This window comes from Falsiroseomonas sp. (assembly GCF_030695085.1).
In the GTDB taxonomy this organism is placed as follows: Bacteria; Pseudomonadota; Alphaproteobacteria; order Acetobacterales; family Acetobacteraceae; genus Falsiroseomonas.
Map to the genome: position 1 here is coordinate 12,019 of NZ_JAUYTS010000073.1, position 11,603 is coordinate 23,621.

The 11,603-nt window shown below is 70.7% G+C and carries 12 protein-coding genes; 8 read left to right on the plus strand and 4 right to left on the minus strand.

Going from position 1 to position 11,603, the window contains the following annotated elements; all coding sequences use genetic code 11:
- Positions 1-15 precede the first annotated feature (15 nt).
- Entirely contained in the window at positions 16-381 is a 366-nt protein-coding gene (locus Q8S40_RS09135; protein ID WP_305670132.1) for a DUF971 domain-containing protein, read from the plus strand.
- Positions 382-387: 6 nt separating this feature from the next.
- Here the strand turns inward: Q8S40_RS09135 and Q8S40_RS09140 are convergent, their stop codons facing one another.
- Together Q8S40_RS09140 and Q8S40_RS09145 are read right to left on the minus strand one after the other, a co-directional pair.
- Positions 388-765: a hypothetical protein gene (locus Q8S40_RS09140; protein WP_305670133.1), complete on the minus strand. Its 378-nt coding sequence runs from the start codon at positions 763-765 to the stop codon at positions 388-390.
- Positions 765-2,045, minus strand: a complete 1,281-nt coding sequence (locus tag Q8S40_RS09145; RefSeq protein ID WP_305670134.1) for an FAD-dependent monooxygenase — start codon at positions 2,043-2,045, stop codon at positions 765-767. Before Q8S40_RS09145 ends, Q8S40_RS09140 begins: the two co-directional genes overlap by 1 nt.
- A 198-nt stretch (positions 2,046-2,243) precedes the next feature.
- On the opposite strand from Q8S40_RS09145, the gene Q8S40_RS09150 reads away from it, so the two are divergent.
- From Q8S40_RS09150 to Q8S40_RS09170, 5 genes are all read left to right on the plus strand, one after another.
- Positions 2,244-2,582, plus strand: coding sequence for a P-II family nitrogen regulator (locus Q8S40_RS09150; RefSeq protein WP_304813622.1), 339 nt, complete (start codon positions 2,244-2,246; stop codon positions 2,580-2,582).
- 40 nt (positions 2,583-2,622) lie between these two features.
- Entirely contained in the window at positions 2,623-3,972 is a 1,350-nt protein-coding gene (locus Q8S40_RS09155; RefSeq protein WP_305670135.1) for an ammonium transporter, read from the plus strand.
- Between the two features lie 107 nt (positions 3,973-4,079).
- Positions 4,080-4,493, plus strand: coding sequence for an alternative ribosome rescue aminoacyl-tRNA hydrolase ArfB (gene arfB, locus Q8S40_RS09160; RefSeq protein WP_305670136.1), 414 nt, complete (start codon positions 4,080-4,082; stop codon positions 4,491-4,493).
- Positions 4,494-4,601: 108 nt separating this feature from the next.
- Positions 4,602-7,151, plus strand: a complete 2,550-nt coding sequence (locus tag Q8S40_RS09165; protein ID WP_305670137.1) for a DNA translocase FtsK 4TM domain-containing protein — start codon at positions 4,602-4,604, stop codon at positions 7,149-7,151.
- A 90-nt stretch (positions 7,152-7,241) separates the two neighbouring features.
- Positions 7,242-7,961, plus strand: a complete 720-nt coding sequence (locus Q8S40_RS09170) for a hypothetical protein (RefSeq protein ID WP_305670138.1) — start codon at positions 7,242-7,244, stop codon at positions 7,959-7,961.
- A gap of 16 nt (positions 7,962-7,977) precedes the next feature.
- On the opposite strand, the gene Q8S40_RS09175 is transcribed toward Q8S40_RS09170, so the two are convergent.
- Positions 7,978-8,511: an MmcQ/YjbR family DNA-binding protein gene (locus Q8S40_RS09175; RefSeq protein ID WP_305670139.1), complete on the minus strand. Its 534-nt coding sequence runs from the start codon at positions 8,509-8,511 to the stop codon at positions 7,978-7,980.
- Between the two features lie 169 nt (positions 8,512-8,680).
- Between Q8S40_RS09175 and Q8S40_RS09180 the strand changes: the two genes are divergently transcribed.
- Positions 8,681-9,292: a hypothetical protein gene (locus Q8S40_RS09180; protein WP_305670140.1), complete on the plus strand. Its 612-nt coding sequence runs from the start codon at positions 8,681-8,683 to the stop codon at positions 9,290-9,292.
- Between the two features lie 117 nt (positions 9,293-9,409).
- On the opposite strand, the gene Q8S40_RS09185 is transcribed toward Q8S40_RS09180, so the two are convergent.
- Positions 9,410-10,453: an Ldh family oxidoreductase gene (locus Q8S40_RS09185; protein ID WP_305670141.1), complete on the minus strand. Its 1,044-nt coding sequence runs from the start codon at positions 10,451-10,453 to the stop codon at positions 9,410-9,412.
- Between the two features lie 271 nt (positions 10,454-10,724).
- Between Q8S40_RS09185 and Q8S40_RS09190 the strand changes: the two genes are divergently transcribed.
- Positions 10,725-11,543: an IclR family transcriptional regulator gene (locus Q8S40_RS09190; RefSeq protein WP_305670142.1), complete on the plus strand. Its 819-nt coding sequence runs from the start codon at positions 10,725-10,727 to the stop codon at positions 11,541-11,543.
- Positions 11,544-11,603 lie beyond the last annotated feature (60 nt).

Consider the following 11,603-nt stretch of genomic DNA (forward strand, 5'->3'; position numbering starts at 1 on the left):
GAAGGCAACGCCCTGATGCCGAAGCTGACCGAAATCCGGCTGAGCAGGGCGGACCAGGTGCTGCACCTGTCCTGGGATGATGGCGTGAGCTTCGCCCTGCCGGCGGAATATCTGCGCGTCGAAAGCCCCTCCGCCGAGGTGCAGGGGCATGGGCCGGGCCAGCGCGTGACGGTGGCGGGCCGGCGCCATGTCGGCATCATGAAGATCGAGCCGGTGGGGCATTACGCCGTGCGGCTGGTCTTCGACGACCTGCACGACAGCGGCATCTATGCCTGGGATTTCTTCCGCACCCTGGGCGAGCAATACACGGAACGCTGGGCGGCCTATGAGGCGGCGCTGGCGGCGAAGGGGCTGAGCCGGGACCCGCCAAAGCGGGGATAGGCGCCCCTAAACCAGCCCGACGATCCGCCCGATCCCGAAGCCCAGCAGCACCAGCAGCACCACATCCGCAAGTCCGAAGCGCAGCCAGCTTTCCGGGATGCGAGGCAGACGGGGCAGGGTGCGGACCAGCAGCAGCACCGCCAGGCCAAGCCAGCCGAGCCCGGCCAGAAGCGTGCCGGTCGCCGCCTGCTGCCGCGGCACCGGCGGCAGCAGCGCATCGGCGAACAGCAGCACCAGCAGCGGCACGGCGAGGAAGCCGAGATAAAGACCAATGCTGCGCAGCGTGCGGCCGAGGAAGGCGCGCGCGACCCGGATATCGGAGGCGGCCTGAACCGCCGCCGCGGCGCCGAGGGCCAGGACCAGCAGGGCCAGCGCGCCGCCCATCAGCCCGGCGGCGCCATCAGCCCCTGGCCGCCGAGCAGCCCGCTCGCGCCCGCCATGCCCATCGCCCGCTGCGCGAAGGCGCGCTTCAGGCGCGGCATGCGGTCCACCGCCGCGATGCCGAGGCGGCGTGCCAGGCGGATCGGTCCGAAATCATTGCCGAACAGCTTTTCCAGCACATGCGTCGCGCCCAGCATCAGCGCCGCATCCGGCCGGGCGCGGCGTTCGTAGCGGCGCAGCACGGCGGCGCTGCCCGGGTCCTCGCCGGCCGCCGCCGCCTCGATCACCGCTTCCGCCAGCGCGGCCACGTCCCGGAAACCGAGGTTCAGGCCCTGGCCGGCGATCGGGTGGATGCCGTGCGCGGCATCGCCCACCAAAGCGAGCCGCGTATCCGTCTGCCGCTGCGCCCATAGCGCGGTCAGCGGATAGGACCAGCGCCGGCCGATGGGGCGGATGGCGCCGAGGTGGTCGCCCAGGCGGCGTGTCAGCTCCCGCCCGAAGGCGGCGTCGTCCATCGCCAGGAAGCGGCTGGCCAGGTCGCGCCGGTCGGACCAGACGAAGGCGGAGGCGTGCGGGAATTGCGCCGTGCCGAAGCCGCCCGGCCCGGCGAGCGGCAATTGCGCGAAGGGGCCGTTGGGCAGGAACATCTCCAGCGCCGTGCCGTTGTGCGGGCGTTCATGCGCGAAGGCCCCGACCATGCCGGTCTGGCCGTAATCATGCCGCTGCACGCCGATGCCGGCCTGGCGGCGCAACGCGCTGTCCCGCCCCTCCGCCGCCACCACCAGCCGGGCGGTCAGCGTGGTGCCGGCATCGGGGCCGGCGGTGATGCGGATGCGGGCACCTTCGGGGCCGCGTTCGACGCTGGCCTCGGCGGGGGCGAAGACGCGCAGATTGGGCAGATGCGGCAGGCGGGCATTGAGCGCCACGCGCAGCGCGCGTGCCTCCACCATCCAGCCGAACGGGTCGGGGCCCACCTCCGCGCTGCGGAAATCCAGCTTGAGCGGGGAGGGGGCGTGGCCCGGCCGGCCATCCGCCACGCGGATGTGGTGGATCGGTTGCGGAGGCTCCGGCAAGCGATCCCAGATGCCGGATGCGGCCAGCAGGCGCTGGCTGGTCAGCGCAATGGCATAGGCGCGGCCATCGAAATCCGGCAGCTCCATCGGCGGCAGCGGCGCGCGGTCCAGCACCGCGGTCGGGATGCCGGCGGCGGCCAGGGTGGCGGCCAGGGTGGCGCCGACCGGGCCGGCGCCGACGATGCAGATGGTGGTCTCGATCTCGCTCATGCGCGTGAAAGTCGCGCTGCCGGGGCGTTTCGGCAAGGGTGAGGCAATTGCCCAAGAAACGGGCAGTTTTTTTGCGTCGCACACGCGCAACGGTGCGGGGCCGCGCGGAACTCGGCGCAAAACGGTCTACGAAGCCCGTGGCACGGTCCTTGGATTGCTTCACCCCGATACCGCCTTGGGAAGGGGAACTACGGCGCGATGAAGCTGGTCATGGCCATCATCAAGCCTTTCAAGCTGGACGAGGTGCGCGATGCGCTCACTCCGCTCGGCGTGCAGGGGCTTACGGTTACCGAGGTCAAGGGTTTCGGTCGGCAGAAGGGCCAGACCGAAATCTATCGCGGAGCCGAATATCACGTGAGCTTCCTGCCGAAGCTCAAGATCGAAGTCGCCGTGGCTGCCGAGATGGTGGATGCGGTGGTCGAGGCAATCGCCGGCGCGGCGCGCACCGGCAAGATCGGCGATGGCAAGATCTTCGTCCTGGATGTGGAACGCGCGCTGCGCATCCGCACCGGCGAAACCGATGACCAGGCGCTGTAGCCGCATGTCGGGCGACAACACATTGATGAGGGACGGGGGAATGACGAGGATTGCGCGCGCCGCTGCCATGGCGCTGCCGGCGCTGCTTCTGTCCGGCGCGGCCTTCGCGCAGGGCGCGGCCATACCGGCGCCAACGCCGACCATCGACACCGGCGACACCGCCTGGATGCTGACCAGCACGGCCATCGTGCTGATGATGACCGTGCCGGGCCTGGCGCTGTTCTATGCGGGCATGGTCCGCAAGAAGAACGTGCTGGCCACCATGATGCAGTCCTTCGCGGTCTGCGGCCTGGTCGGCGTGCTGTGGATGGTGGCGGGCTACAGCCTCGCCTTCGGCGACGGCAATGCCTATATCGGCGACCTGTCCAAGCTGTTCCTCGGCGGCATGGGCCAGGGCTGGGATGCGCCCTTCGTGCTGGGCTCGGGTGACGGCGCGGTGGCGACGACCATTCCGGAAAGCGTCTTCGTCACCTTCCAGATGACCTTCGCCATCATCACCGCGGCGCTGATCACCGGCGCGGTGGCGGACCGCATGAAGTTCTCCGCGCTGATGCTGTTCATCGCGCTGTGGACCCTGCTGGTCTATTCGCCCGTGGCGCATTGGGTCTGGCACCCGAATGGCTGGATCTTCGAACTCGGCGCGCTGGATTTCGCCGGCGGCACGGTGGTGCACATCAATGCCGGCGTGGCCGGCCTGGTGGCGGCGATCGTGCTCGGCAAGCGCACCGGCTACGGCACCGAGAACATGTCCCCCTACAACCTGGCCTTCGCCGTGATCGGCGCGAGCATGCTGTGGGTGGGCTGGTTCGGCTTCAATGCCGGCTCCGCTGTCGGCGCTGGCGCGCGGGCGGGCATGGCGATGCTGGTGACGCAGGTGGCCGCGGCCGGTGCGGTGCTGGCCTGGCTGGTTGCGGAATGGGCGACCAAGGGCAAGCCTTCCGTGCTCGGCGCGATCTCCGGCGCGGTGGCGGGCCTGGTTGCCATCACCCCGGCGGCGGGCTTCGTGCTGCCGGGTTCCGCGCTGGTCATTGGCGTGGTGGCGGGCCTCGCCGGCTTCTGGGGCGCGACGGCGCTCAAGCATTGGTGCGGCTATGACGACAGCCTGGACGCCTTCGGCGTGCACGGCATCTGCGGCATCGTCGGCGCGCTGCTGGTGGGCTTCCTGGCCTATGGTCCGCTCTCCGCCACGGCGGATGATCCGGCCGGGATCAGCGGGTCCTTCGCGCAGTTCATGACCCAGATCTACGCGGTGGTGGCGGTGTTCATCTTCACCGCGGTGGCCACCTTCATCCTGCTCAAGATCGTGGACGCCATCGTCGGCCTCCGCGTGACGGAGGAGGAGGAGCGCGAGGGCCTGGACGTCACGCTGCACGGCGAGCGCCTCGGCTGAGACTTCCGGTTCAACGGGAAACGGGCGCCGGGGGGCAACCTCCGGCGCCCTTTTCGTTGGCGCGGCTTTTCATTTGCGCGGCGCGCCGTGGCGCGGCATGAGGCGGCATGGTCCGCATCCCCCCGATCCCCGATGACGCGCTGGAAGAACGCTTCGTCCGTTCCTCCGGCCCCGGCGGGCAGAACGTCAACAAGGTGGAGACCGCGGTGGAACTCCGGCTGGATCTGCGGCGGATCGAGATGGGGGAGTATATGGCGCGCCGGCTGGCGACGCTCGCCGGGCGGCGGATCACTCAGGATGGCGTGCTGGTGATCCAGGCGCAGCGCTTCCGCACCCAGGACCGCAACCGCACCGATGCCCGCGAAAGGCTGGACGAGTTGCTGGCCAAGGCGGCCGAGCCACCGCCGCCGACCCGCCGCGCCACCAAGCCCAGCTATGGCGCGCAGATGCGCCGGCTGGAGGGCAAGAAGCTGCGCGCCGGCGTGAAGAAGCTGCGCGGCAACAAACCCCCGGCAGACTGAGCAGCCAAGCCACACCCCGCGCCCGATGGCGCCGCCCCCATTGCAACACCGTTCAATCCGAGAGGCTTCCGGTGTAGAGTTCCCGTAAAGCTTCAGGAACCACCCCAGATGGCCCGCACCGCCAGCACCCCGGCCGTGGGCGACCGGCTTGCCGCAGCCGGGCGCCGCTTCGCCTCGCCCGCCGTCATGGCCGCCCTGCAGCGGCGGCTGGCGGAGCTTCTGGCGCTGGTGCTCGTGGTGTTCGGCCTGGTGCTGGGCCTGGCGCTGGCCAGCTATGATCCGGCCGATCCGTCCTTCTCCACCGCCACCGCCCAGCTTACCCGCAACCTGGCCGGGCCGATCGGCGCCCATGCGGCGGATCTGCTGTTGCAGGCCTTCGGCTATGCCGCCTTCCTGCTGGTGGCCTGCCTGATGACCTGGGCCTGGCGGCTGGCGACGCATCGGGGCCTCGCGCCCTTCGTGCTGCGGCTGGCCTGCCTGCTGGCGGCGATGCCGCTGCTGGCCGCCACGCTGATCCTGCTGCCGCTGCCCACCGATGTGCCGGCCGCCGCCGGCCCGGGTGGCGCGGCGGGTCCGGTGATGGCGCAGGCACTGACCGGGCTGATGCGCGACCTGCTCGGCCCGGTCGGTGCCGGCATCGCGCATGTGGTGCTGGCCGCGCTGACCGCGCTGCTCGGCTTTGTCGCGCTCGGGCTGACGCTGGGCGAATGGCGCCGCGCCGGCGCCGTGGCCGGCTCCGCCGCCAGCGCCACCGCCCGCGTCACCGCCGCCGGCGCGCGCCAGGTGGGGGGGCAGGTGGGGGCCCATATGGGCGAGCGTGTGCCGCCCGGCTTCTTCACCCGCGCCTTGTCCTGGCCCTTCAGGGCGATCGGCCGCGCCGTGGGCGGCGCCGTGCGGCGGCGGCGGGAGCGGGAGACGCCGCTGGCCGAATTGCTGCGCAACGCCGATGCGCTGGTCGAGGAGGCGCCACTGCCGCGCCGCCGCGAACCTTCCCTCGCCGGCGGTGCCGGGCCGGAGGATGTGCCGCCCCGCCCCGCCGCCGCGCCGCCCGCGCGGGGCAAGCCCGCAGCGCCGCGGGTGGCGGACCGTGCCGCGCCGCCCAAGCCTGTCGCCAATGCACGCCAGGGCATGCTGGACCTGCCGGACGGCACCTGGCGCTACCCGCCGCTGTCGCTGCTGACGCCGCCGCCGGCCCGCCGCGCCAGCGGCCCCTCCGAGGAAGCGCTGCAGGGCAATGCGCGGATGCTGGAGACGGTGCTGGAGGATTACGGCGTGCGCGGCCGCATCGCCGAGATCCGCCCTGGCCCGGTGGTGACGCTGTATGAGCTGGAACCCGCGCCCGGCACCAAATCCGCCCGCGTCATCGGGCTGGCGGATGATATCGCGCGGTCGATGTCCGTCACCGCCGTGCGTATCGCCACCGTGCCGGGCCGCAACGTCATCGGCATCGAGCTGCCGAACAGCAAGCGCGAGATGGTGTATTTCTCCGAGATGATGATGGCGGAGGACTGGCACCGCCACCAGGCGAAGCTGCCGCTGGCCTTGGGCAAGGATATCGGCGGCGCACCGGTGATCGCCGACCTCGCCCGCATGCCGCATCTGCTGATCGCGGGCACCACCGGCTCGGGCAAGTCGGTCGGCATCAACACCATGATCCTGTCGCTGCTCTACCGGTTCACCCCGGATGAGTGCCGCTTCATCATGATCGACCCGAAGATGCTGGAGCTTTCTGTTTATGACCGGATCCCGCATCTGCTGGCCCCGGTCGTCACCGAACCCGCGAAGGCGATTGGTGCGCTGAAGTGGACAGTGCGGGAAATGGAGAAGCGCTACCGCGCCATGTCCCAGCTCGGCGTCCGCAATATCGGCGGCTACAACGAGAAGGCCGTGGCGGCGCGCGACCGGGGCGAGGTGCTGACCCGCCGCGTGCAGGTCGGCTTCGACCCTGAGACCAACAAGCCGCTGTTCGAGGACCAGCCCCTGGCGCTGGAGCCGCTGCCGATGATCGTCGTCGTCATCGACGAAATGGCGGATCTCATGATCGTCGCCGGCAAGGATATCGAGGCCGCGGTGCAGCGCCTGGCGCAGATGGCGCGCGCCGCCGGCATCCATGTGATCATGGCCACCCAGCGGCCTTCGGTGGATGTCATCACCGGCACCATCAAGGCAAACTTCCCGACCCGCATCAGCTTCCAGGTGACGTCCAAGATCGACAGCCGCACCATCCTCGGCGAGATGGGCGCCGAACAGCTTCTGGGCCAGGGCGACATGCTGCACATGGCCGGCGGCGGCCGCATCAGCCGCGTCCACGGCCCCTTCGTGACGGATGAGGAGGTGGAAGCCGTCGTCGCCTTCCTGCGCGAACAGGCCGAGCCGTCCTACATCGAGGAAGTGACCGAGGTGGATGAGGAGGCTGCTGGGCCGGACCTGTCCGGCATGCTCGGCGGTAACACGGACGGCGAGGCCTCGTTGTACGACCAGGCGGTGGATCTGGTGACGCGGGAAGGCAAGGCCAGCACCAGCTTCGTCCAGCGCCACCTCAACATCGGCTACAACCGTGCCGCCAAGCTGATCGAGCAGATGGAGAAGAACGGCGTGGTGGGCGCGGCCAACCATGTCGGCAAGCGCGAAGTGCTGGCGCCCGGTCCAAGGGATTAGGGGCCGCGGGGCTGAATCCGCCGGGCCGGCGCTAAGCCATGGGTCGGGAGGTTGGCGAAGGCGACACGGGGGAGTGGACGCATGACCAGAATGGGGGACCGACTTCGACGGGCTGACGCGGCGGCGCTCATCGAGACCGGCGCTTGGCAGTCCGATCTCGAGATCAGCCAGGATATCCATGAACGTTCCGGCCGCCGCAGGGCCGCGCTCGGCGCCTGGGCAGAGGAGGGGCTCCGGCTCTCCCTGGCGAACAGAGACGCGAGCGAGAACATCCTTTCCGCCTTCCAGGATCTGCGGCACGCGACGGATGCGCTGCTGTCCGAGCGTGTCGAATCCCGGCTGCTAGAACCGCCCGTCTATGGCCCGATGGCCCAACTCCGGGTGGATGCCCATGTGGTCTACAAGGTCAGCGCGACCGCAGAAGCCGGGCTGCGGGAAGCGCTGGCGCTTGTTCTGGCGCTCCTGACGACATCCGGCTACCCTCGTCTTCTGGCCGCCTGGGCGGGCCTCAGCCTGGTTGCCCTGGTGCGCACCCTGGTCAACGGCCTCGAACGGATCAGCGACCCCGCCGAGCGCCTGGTTGTCGAGACCGTGCATGAGGCTTCGGCCGAGCTTTGCGTCCGCAACCATGACGCGCTCGCGACGCAGGATTTCGAACAGGCCTATGGCCGCGTGGCGCCGTCGGAGGCTCGGCTGGTCGCCCTCCTGGAAGGCCGCCTGGAGCCGGCGGAATGCCGCCGCACGCTGGCGGAGCTGGCGCGGCGGGGGGTGCTGGTGGAACGGCAGGACGGCTGGCGCATCGCCTTCTGAGAATGCGTTTCGCGGCTCAATCCTCGGGCGGTGGGACGATGCCTGAAGCCAGCCGCTTCGGCGCGATCAGCGCATAGCTGCGCCGGATCATCGCCGCGGCCTCCTCCCAATCCACCACGCCGTCCAGCCGCAGCGCGACCCAGCCCTTATGGCCAAGATAGGGCGGGCGGAAAAAGCGGTCCGGGGCCGCCTCCAGCAGCAATTCCTGGCTGCCGGGTGGCGCCTTGAACCAGACGGCTAGGCCTTGTTCGCCCTGGTGCAGCATTGCGAAAATGCGGCCGCGCACGCGGAAGGTGGGCTGGTCCCAGGCCTCCACCTCTGCCGCTTCGGGCAGGGCGAGGCACAGGCGGCGCAGGCGTGCGGTGGGGGATGTGGCCATGCGGCGATCCTGGCACGGGATTGCCGCGGATTGCAGCCGTAAGGCGGCGCGGATGCCGGACGGGATGCTGTCCAGCCCCGCCCGTAGCCGCTGCCAAGGCAGGGTGAGTTCGCCGGAGGATTTCCCGACCTGCGTCGCCGCCTCGCCCCTTGCCAGCGCGCCCTGCGACAATTCGCGGGGGAAGCGAGGGCTCCGCGATGAAGGCGCTGGGCTGTCGGCGGAAGCCAGGTCCGGCACGCTTGCGGAGGCCGTTTCAAGCGGTTTCACAGCAGGGTCAGATCGCTTGACGGCAGGGCGACCGAGGGGGAGCTTCCGCCGGACATGAACGGAGAACACCGCGATGCGCACCCGCCTTGCTGCCCTCGCCTTGGCCGCCGCCTTGCCGGCGCTCGACGCCGCCGCGCAGGAACGCCCGCAGGTGTTCCCGACGCGCGATGTTGCCGTCACCTACCGCGTCACCGGCGCGCGGGCGCAGTCCGGTTTGCCGGCGATGACGATGTCCTGGCTGACGGCGCAGCAGACCCTGCGGGTGGACCTGCCCGGCATGGGCTACATGGTGGCCGACCAGCGGGCGCAGCGCAGCTTCATGGTGATGGAGCAGATGCGCATGCTGATGGACATCCCGATGGAGCAGGCCAATGCCGGGCTGCCGACGCGTGGCCAGTTCCGGCAAACCGGCCGCGACACGGTGGCGGGGCATGCCTGCACTGTCTGGAACTTCCAGGACGGCAATGACCGCGGCACCGCCTGCATCACGCCCGATGGCGTGACCCTGCGGGCGCAGGGCACCTCCGGCGGCGAATCCGGCAGCATGGAGGCGACGCGGGTGGTCTATGCCGCGCAGGACCCGGCCCGTTTCCGCCGGCCGCAGGGCTACCAGACCATGCAGATGCCCCAAGGCCTGCCTCAGGGCCTCATGCAGGGCATCCCCGGCATGCCCCAGCGGCGTTGAGGCGGCGCTGAGCCGGGAGCATTTTTCAAGTCAGGCGGAATCGCCTGACGAGCCGGAAAAAGCGCCGGAACAGGGGGCTGGACCGGTCGCTGGGAGCCAAGGCGCACGGAGAACGGGCTAGCCAGGCATCGCGACGCCGAGCTTCGCCGCCGCGCCGCGCAGCCCGTCCCAGATCGCAGACGAAAGCGCCAGCCCCTCGCGGAAGGCGGCGCGGCGGTGCGCCAGGCCGGATTCGCCGGGCAGCCGCACCCGCGCCACGCCCGGGCGCGGTGTGGCGGCGCGGCAGGCGGCGGCGGTGTGGCTGGTCTGCCGCAGGAAGGCGGCCTGGCCGGCAAAGGCCTCCGGATCATAGACCTGCAACAGCACGCTGGCGGTCCAGCCGGTCGGCTTGTCGGCGCGGCCATAGCCGGACAGGCCCTGGGTCAGTGCCTCGTTCATCAGCGCCCAGGCATAGCCCTTCTGGCCATGGTCCAGCCCACCCGCCGGCAGCAGCGTGCCGCCCCGGGTCAGCACGGCGGGGTCCGTGCTCGGCCTGCCCTCGGCATCCTGCACCCAGGGGTGCGGATACTGCGCGCCGGCCTTCTGCAACTGCCCGGCCATGTTGATGGTGGTGATGGAGGCGCTGACATCCATCAGGATGGGGTCGCCATCGGTCGGGATGCCCGCCGCCATCGGGTCCGGCGCCAGCACGCCGGTGATGGCGCCGAAGGGGGCCACCGCCGCGGCGGCGGAGGCGGAGGAGGACAGCACCAGCATGAATCCGCGATCGGTCGCGCGGGTCAGATAGGCGGCGAGGCAGCCGATATGGTGGCTGTCGCCGATCGCGACGGTGCAGGTGCCATGCGTGGCGGCGCGGTCGAGCGCGATATCCAGCGCCTTGTGCACCAGCCACGGCCCCGGCAGGCGGCGGCCGTTCCAGGTGAGGGTGGCGCCGCGGTCGCGCAGCACCTCCGGCTCCCCCTCCCGCGTCATGCCGCCGGAGACGGCGTCATCCAGGTAGCGCGGCAGCAGGGCAAGGCCGTGCGTCGCGTGGCCGAGCAGGTCCGATTCCACCAGAGTCGTCGCCACCGCCTCGGATTTCGCCGCATCCAGCCCGGCGGCGCCGCACAGGGCGCGGGCCAGGTCGATCAGCGTGGCGGGGTCGTGGCGCGGGGTGGACATGCCGGGCGGCTCCTCGTGATTTGGCGCAGCATCATCCGGCCCGGCTGCCGGCGCCATCCCTGCACGGCGCGTTCACCAGCGGCCAACGCCTTGCGCGGCAGATTGCGCGACCCGCCCCAGGGACCTGATGCGGCACCCCTCACGGCGGCTGGCGGAATGATGTGTGTTCGCGCCTGTTATATGCCGGTTTCGCGGGTATAGCGGGTTGGGGCATGGTTCATCTCTCCCAGCCCGCCCGCGACGCCGCGTTGGGCTTATTGGATTGTCTCGCATGACAGGATTTTCTCCGGACCCAGAAGCCCGGCGCGGGGCAAGCAGCCTCGAGAAGATGCTCGGCCTGCTCGACCTGTTCACGCCGGGCGAACCGGCCTGGCCGACGGAGGAACTGATTCGCGTCTCCGGGACCTCGCGCTCCACCTGCTATCGCTACATCAAGGCGCTTCAGGCGGCCGGGCTGCTGACGCCGGTGGCGGGTGGCGCCTGGATGCTGGGGCCGCGGATCATCGAGCTGGATCGCACCATGCGGCTATGCGACCCGGTGACCACGGGCGGCACCCCGCCGATGCAGCGCCTGGCGGCGGAGACGGGGCATACCGGGCTGCTCTGCCTGCTGTTTTCCGGCACGGTGATGTGCGTGGCCGATGCACCGGCGCCGGGTGCGCCGGCCGGGGTGTTCAGCCGCGGCCAGCGGCGGCCGCTGTTTTTCGGGGCGGCCTCCAAGGTGATCCTGGCGCATCTGCCGCCGCACCAGTTGCGCGGCCTGTTCGCCCGCCACCGCGCCACCATCGAGGCCGCCGGGCTGGGCGGTGACTGGGAGCGTTTCCGCCAGGCCCTGCGCGCGCTGCGCGAGGCAGGGCATGGCATCACGGAGTCCGAATTCATGCCGGGCATCATCGGCATCGCCGCACCGCTGTTCAATGCGGAGGGGGGCGTTCTCGGCAGCATCGGCATCGCCGCCAGGATCGAGGAGGTGCCGGGGCCGGACCGCGCGGCACTGGCGGCCAAGGTCATGCAGGCGGCGCGGGAGGCCTGCGCCCGCATCGCAGACCAAGCGCAGAGTGCTGCGTTGCCGGCGCGGGCGGTCGGCTGAGGCGACCTCACGCCAAGGTGTCACCCCGGCCGGGGCGTGTCCTGCGCTAAACTGGAGACA

Coding starts and splice junctions, on each gene's coding strand:
- Q8S40_RS09135 (WP_305670132.1), top strand. CDS start 16: ATGCCGAAGCTGACCGAAATCCGGCTGAGCAGGGCGGACCAGGTGCTG.
- Q8S40_RS09140 (WP_305670133.1), bottom strand. CDS start 765: ATGGGCGGCGCGCTGGCCCTGCTGGTCCTGGCCCTCGGCGCCGCGGCG.
- Q8S40_RS09145 (WP_305670134.1), bottom strand. CDS start 2,045: ATGAGCGAGATCGAGACCACCATCTGCATCGTCGGCGCCGGCCCGGTC.
- Q8S40_RS09150 (WP_304813622.1), top strand. CDS start 2,244: ATGAAGCTGGTCATGGCCATCATCAAGCCTTTCAAGCTGGACGAGGTG.
- Q8S40_RS09155 (WP_305670135.1), top strand. CDS start 2,623: ATGACGAGGATTGCGCGCGCCGCTGCCATGGCGCTGCCGGCGCTGCTT.
- arfB (WP_305670136.1), top strand. CDS start 4,080: ATGGTCCGCATCCCCCCGATCCCCGATGACGCGCTGGAAGAACGCTTC.
- Q8S40_RS09165 (WP_305670137.1), top strand. CDS start 4,602: ATGGCCCGCACCGCCAGCACCCCGGCCGTGGGCGACCGGCTTGCCGCA.
- Q8S40_RS09170 (WP_305670138.1), top strand. CDS start 7,242: ATGGGGGACCGACTTCGACGGGCTGACGCGGCGGCGCTCATCGAGACC.
- Q8S40_RS09180 (WP_305670140.1), top strand. CDS start 8,681: ATGCGCACCCGCCTTGCTGCCCTCGCCTTGGCCGCCGCCTTGCCGGCG.
- Q8S40_RS09185 (WP_305670141.1), bottom strand. CDS start 10,453: ATGTCCACCCCGCGCCACGACCCCGCCACGCTGATCGACCTGGCCCGC.
- Q8S40_RS09190 (WP_305670142.1), top strand. CDS start 10,725: ATGACAGGATTTTCTCCGGACCCAGAAGCCCGGCGCGGGGCAAGCAGC.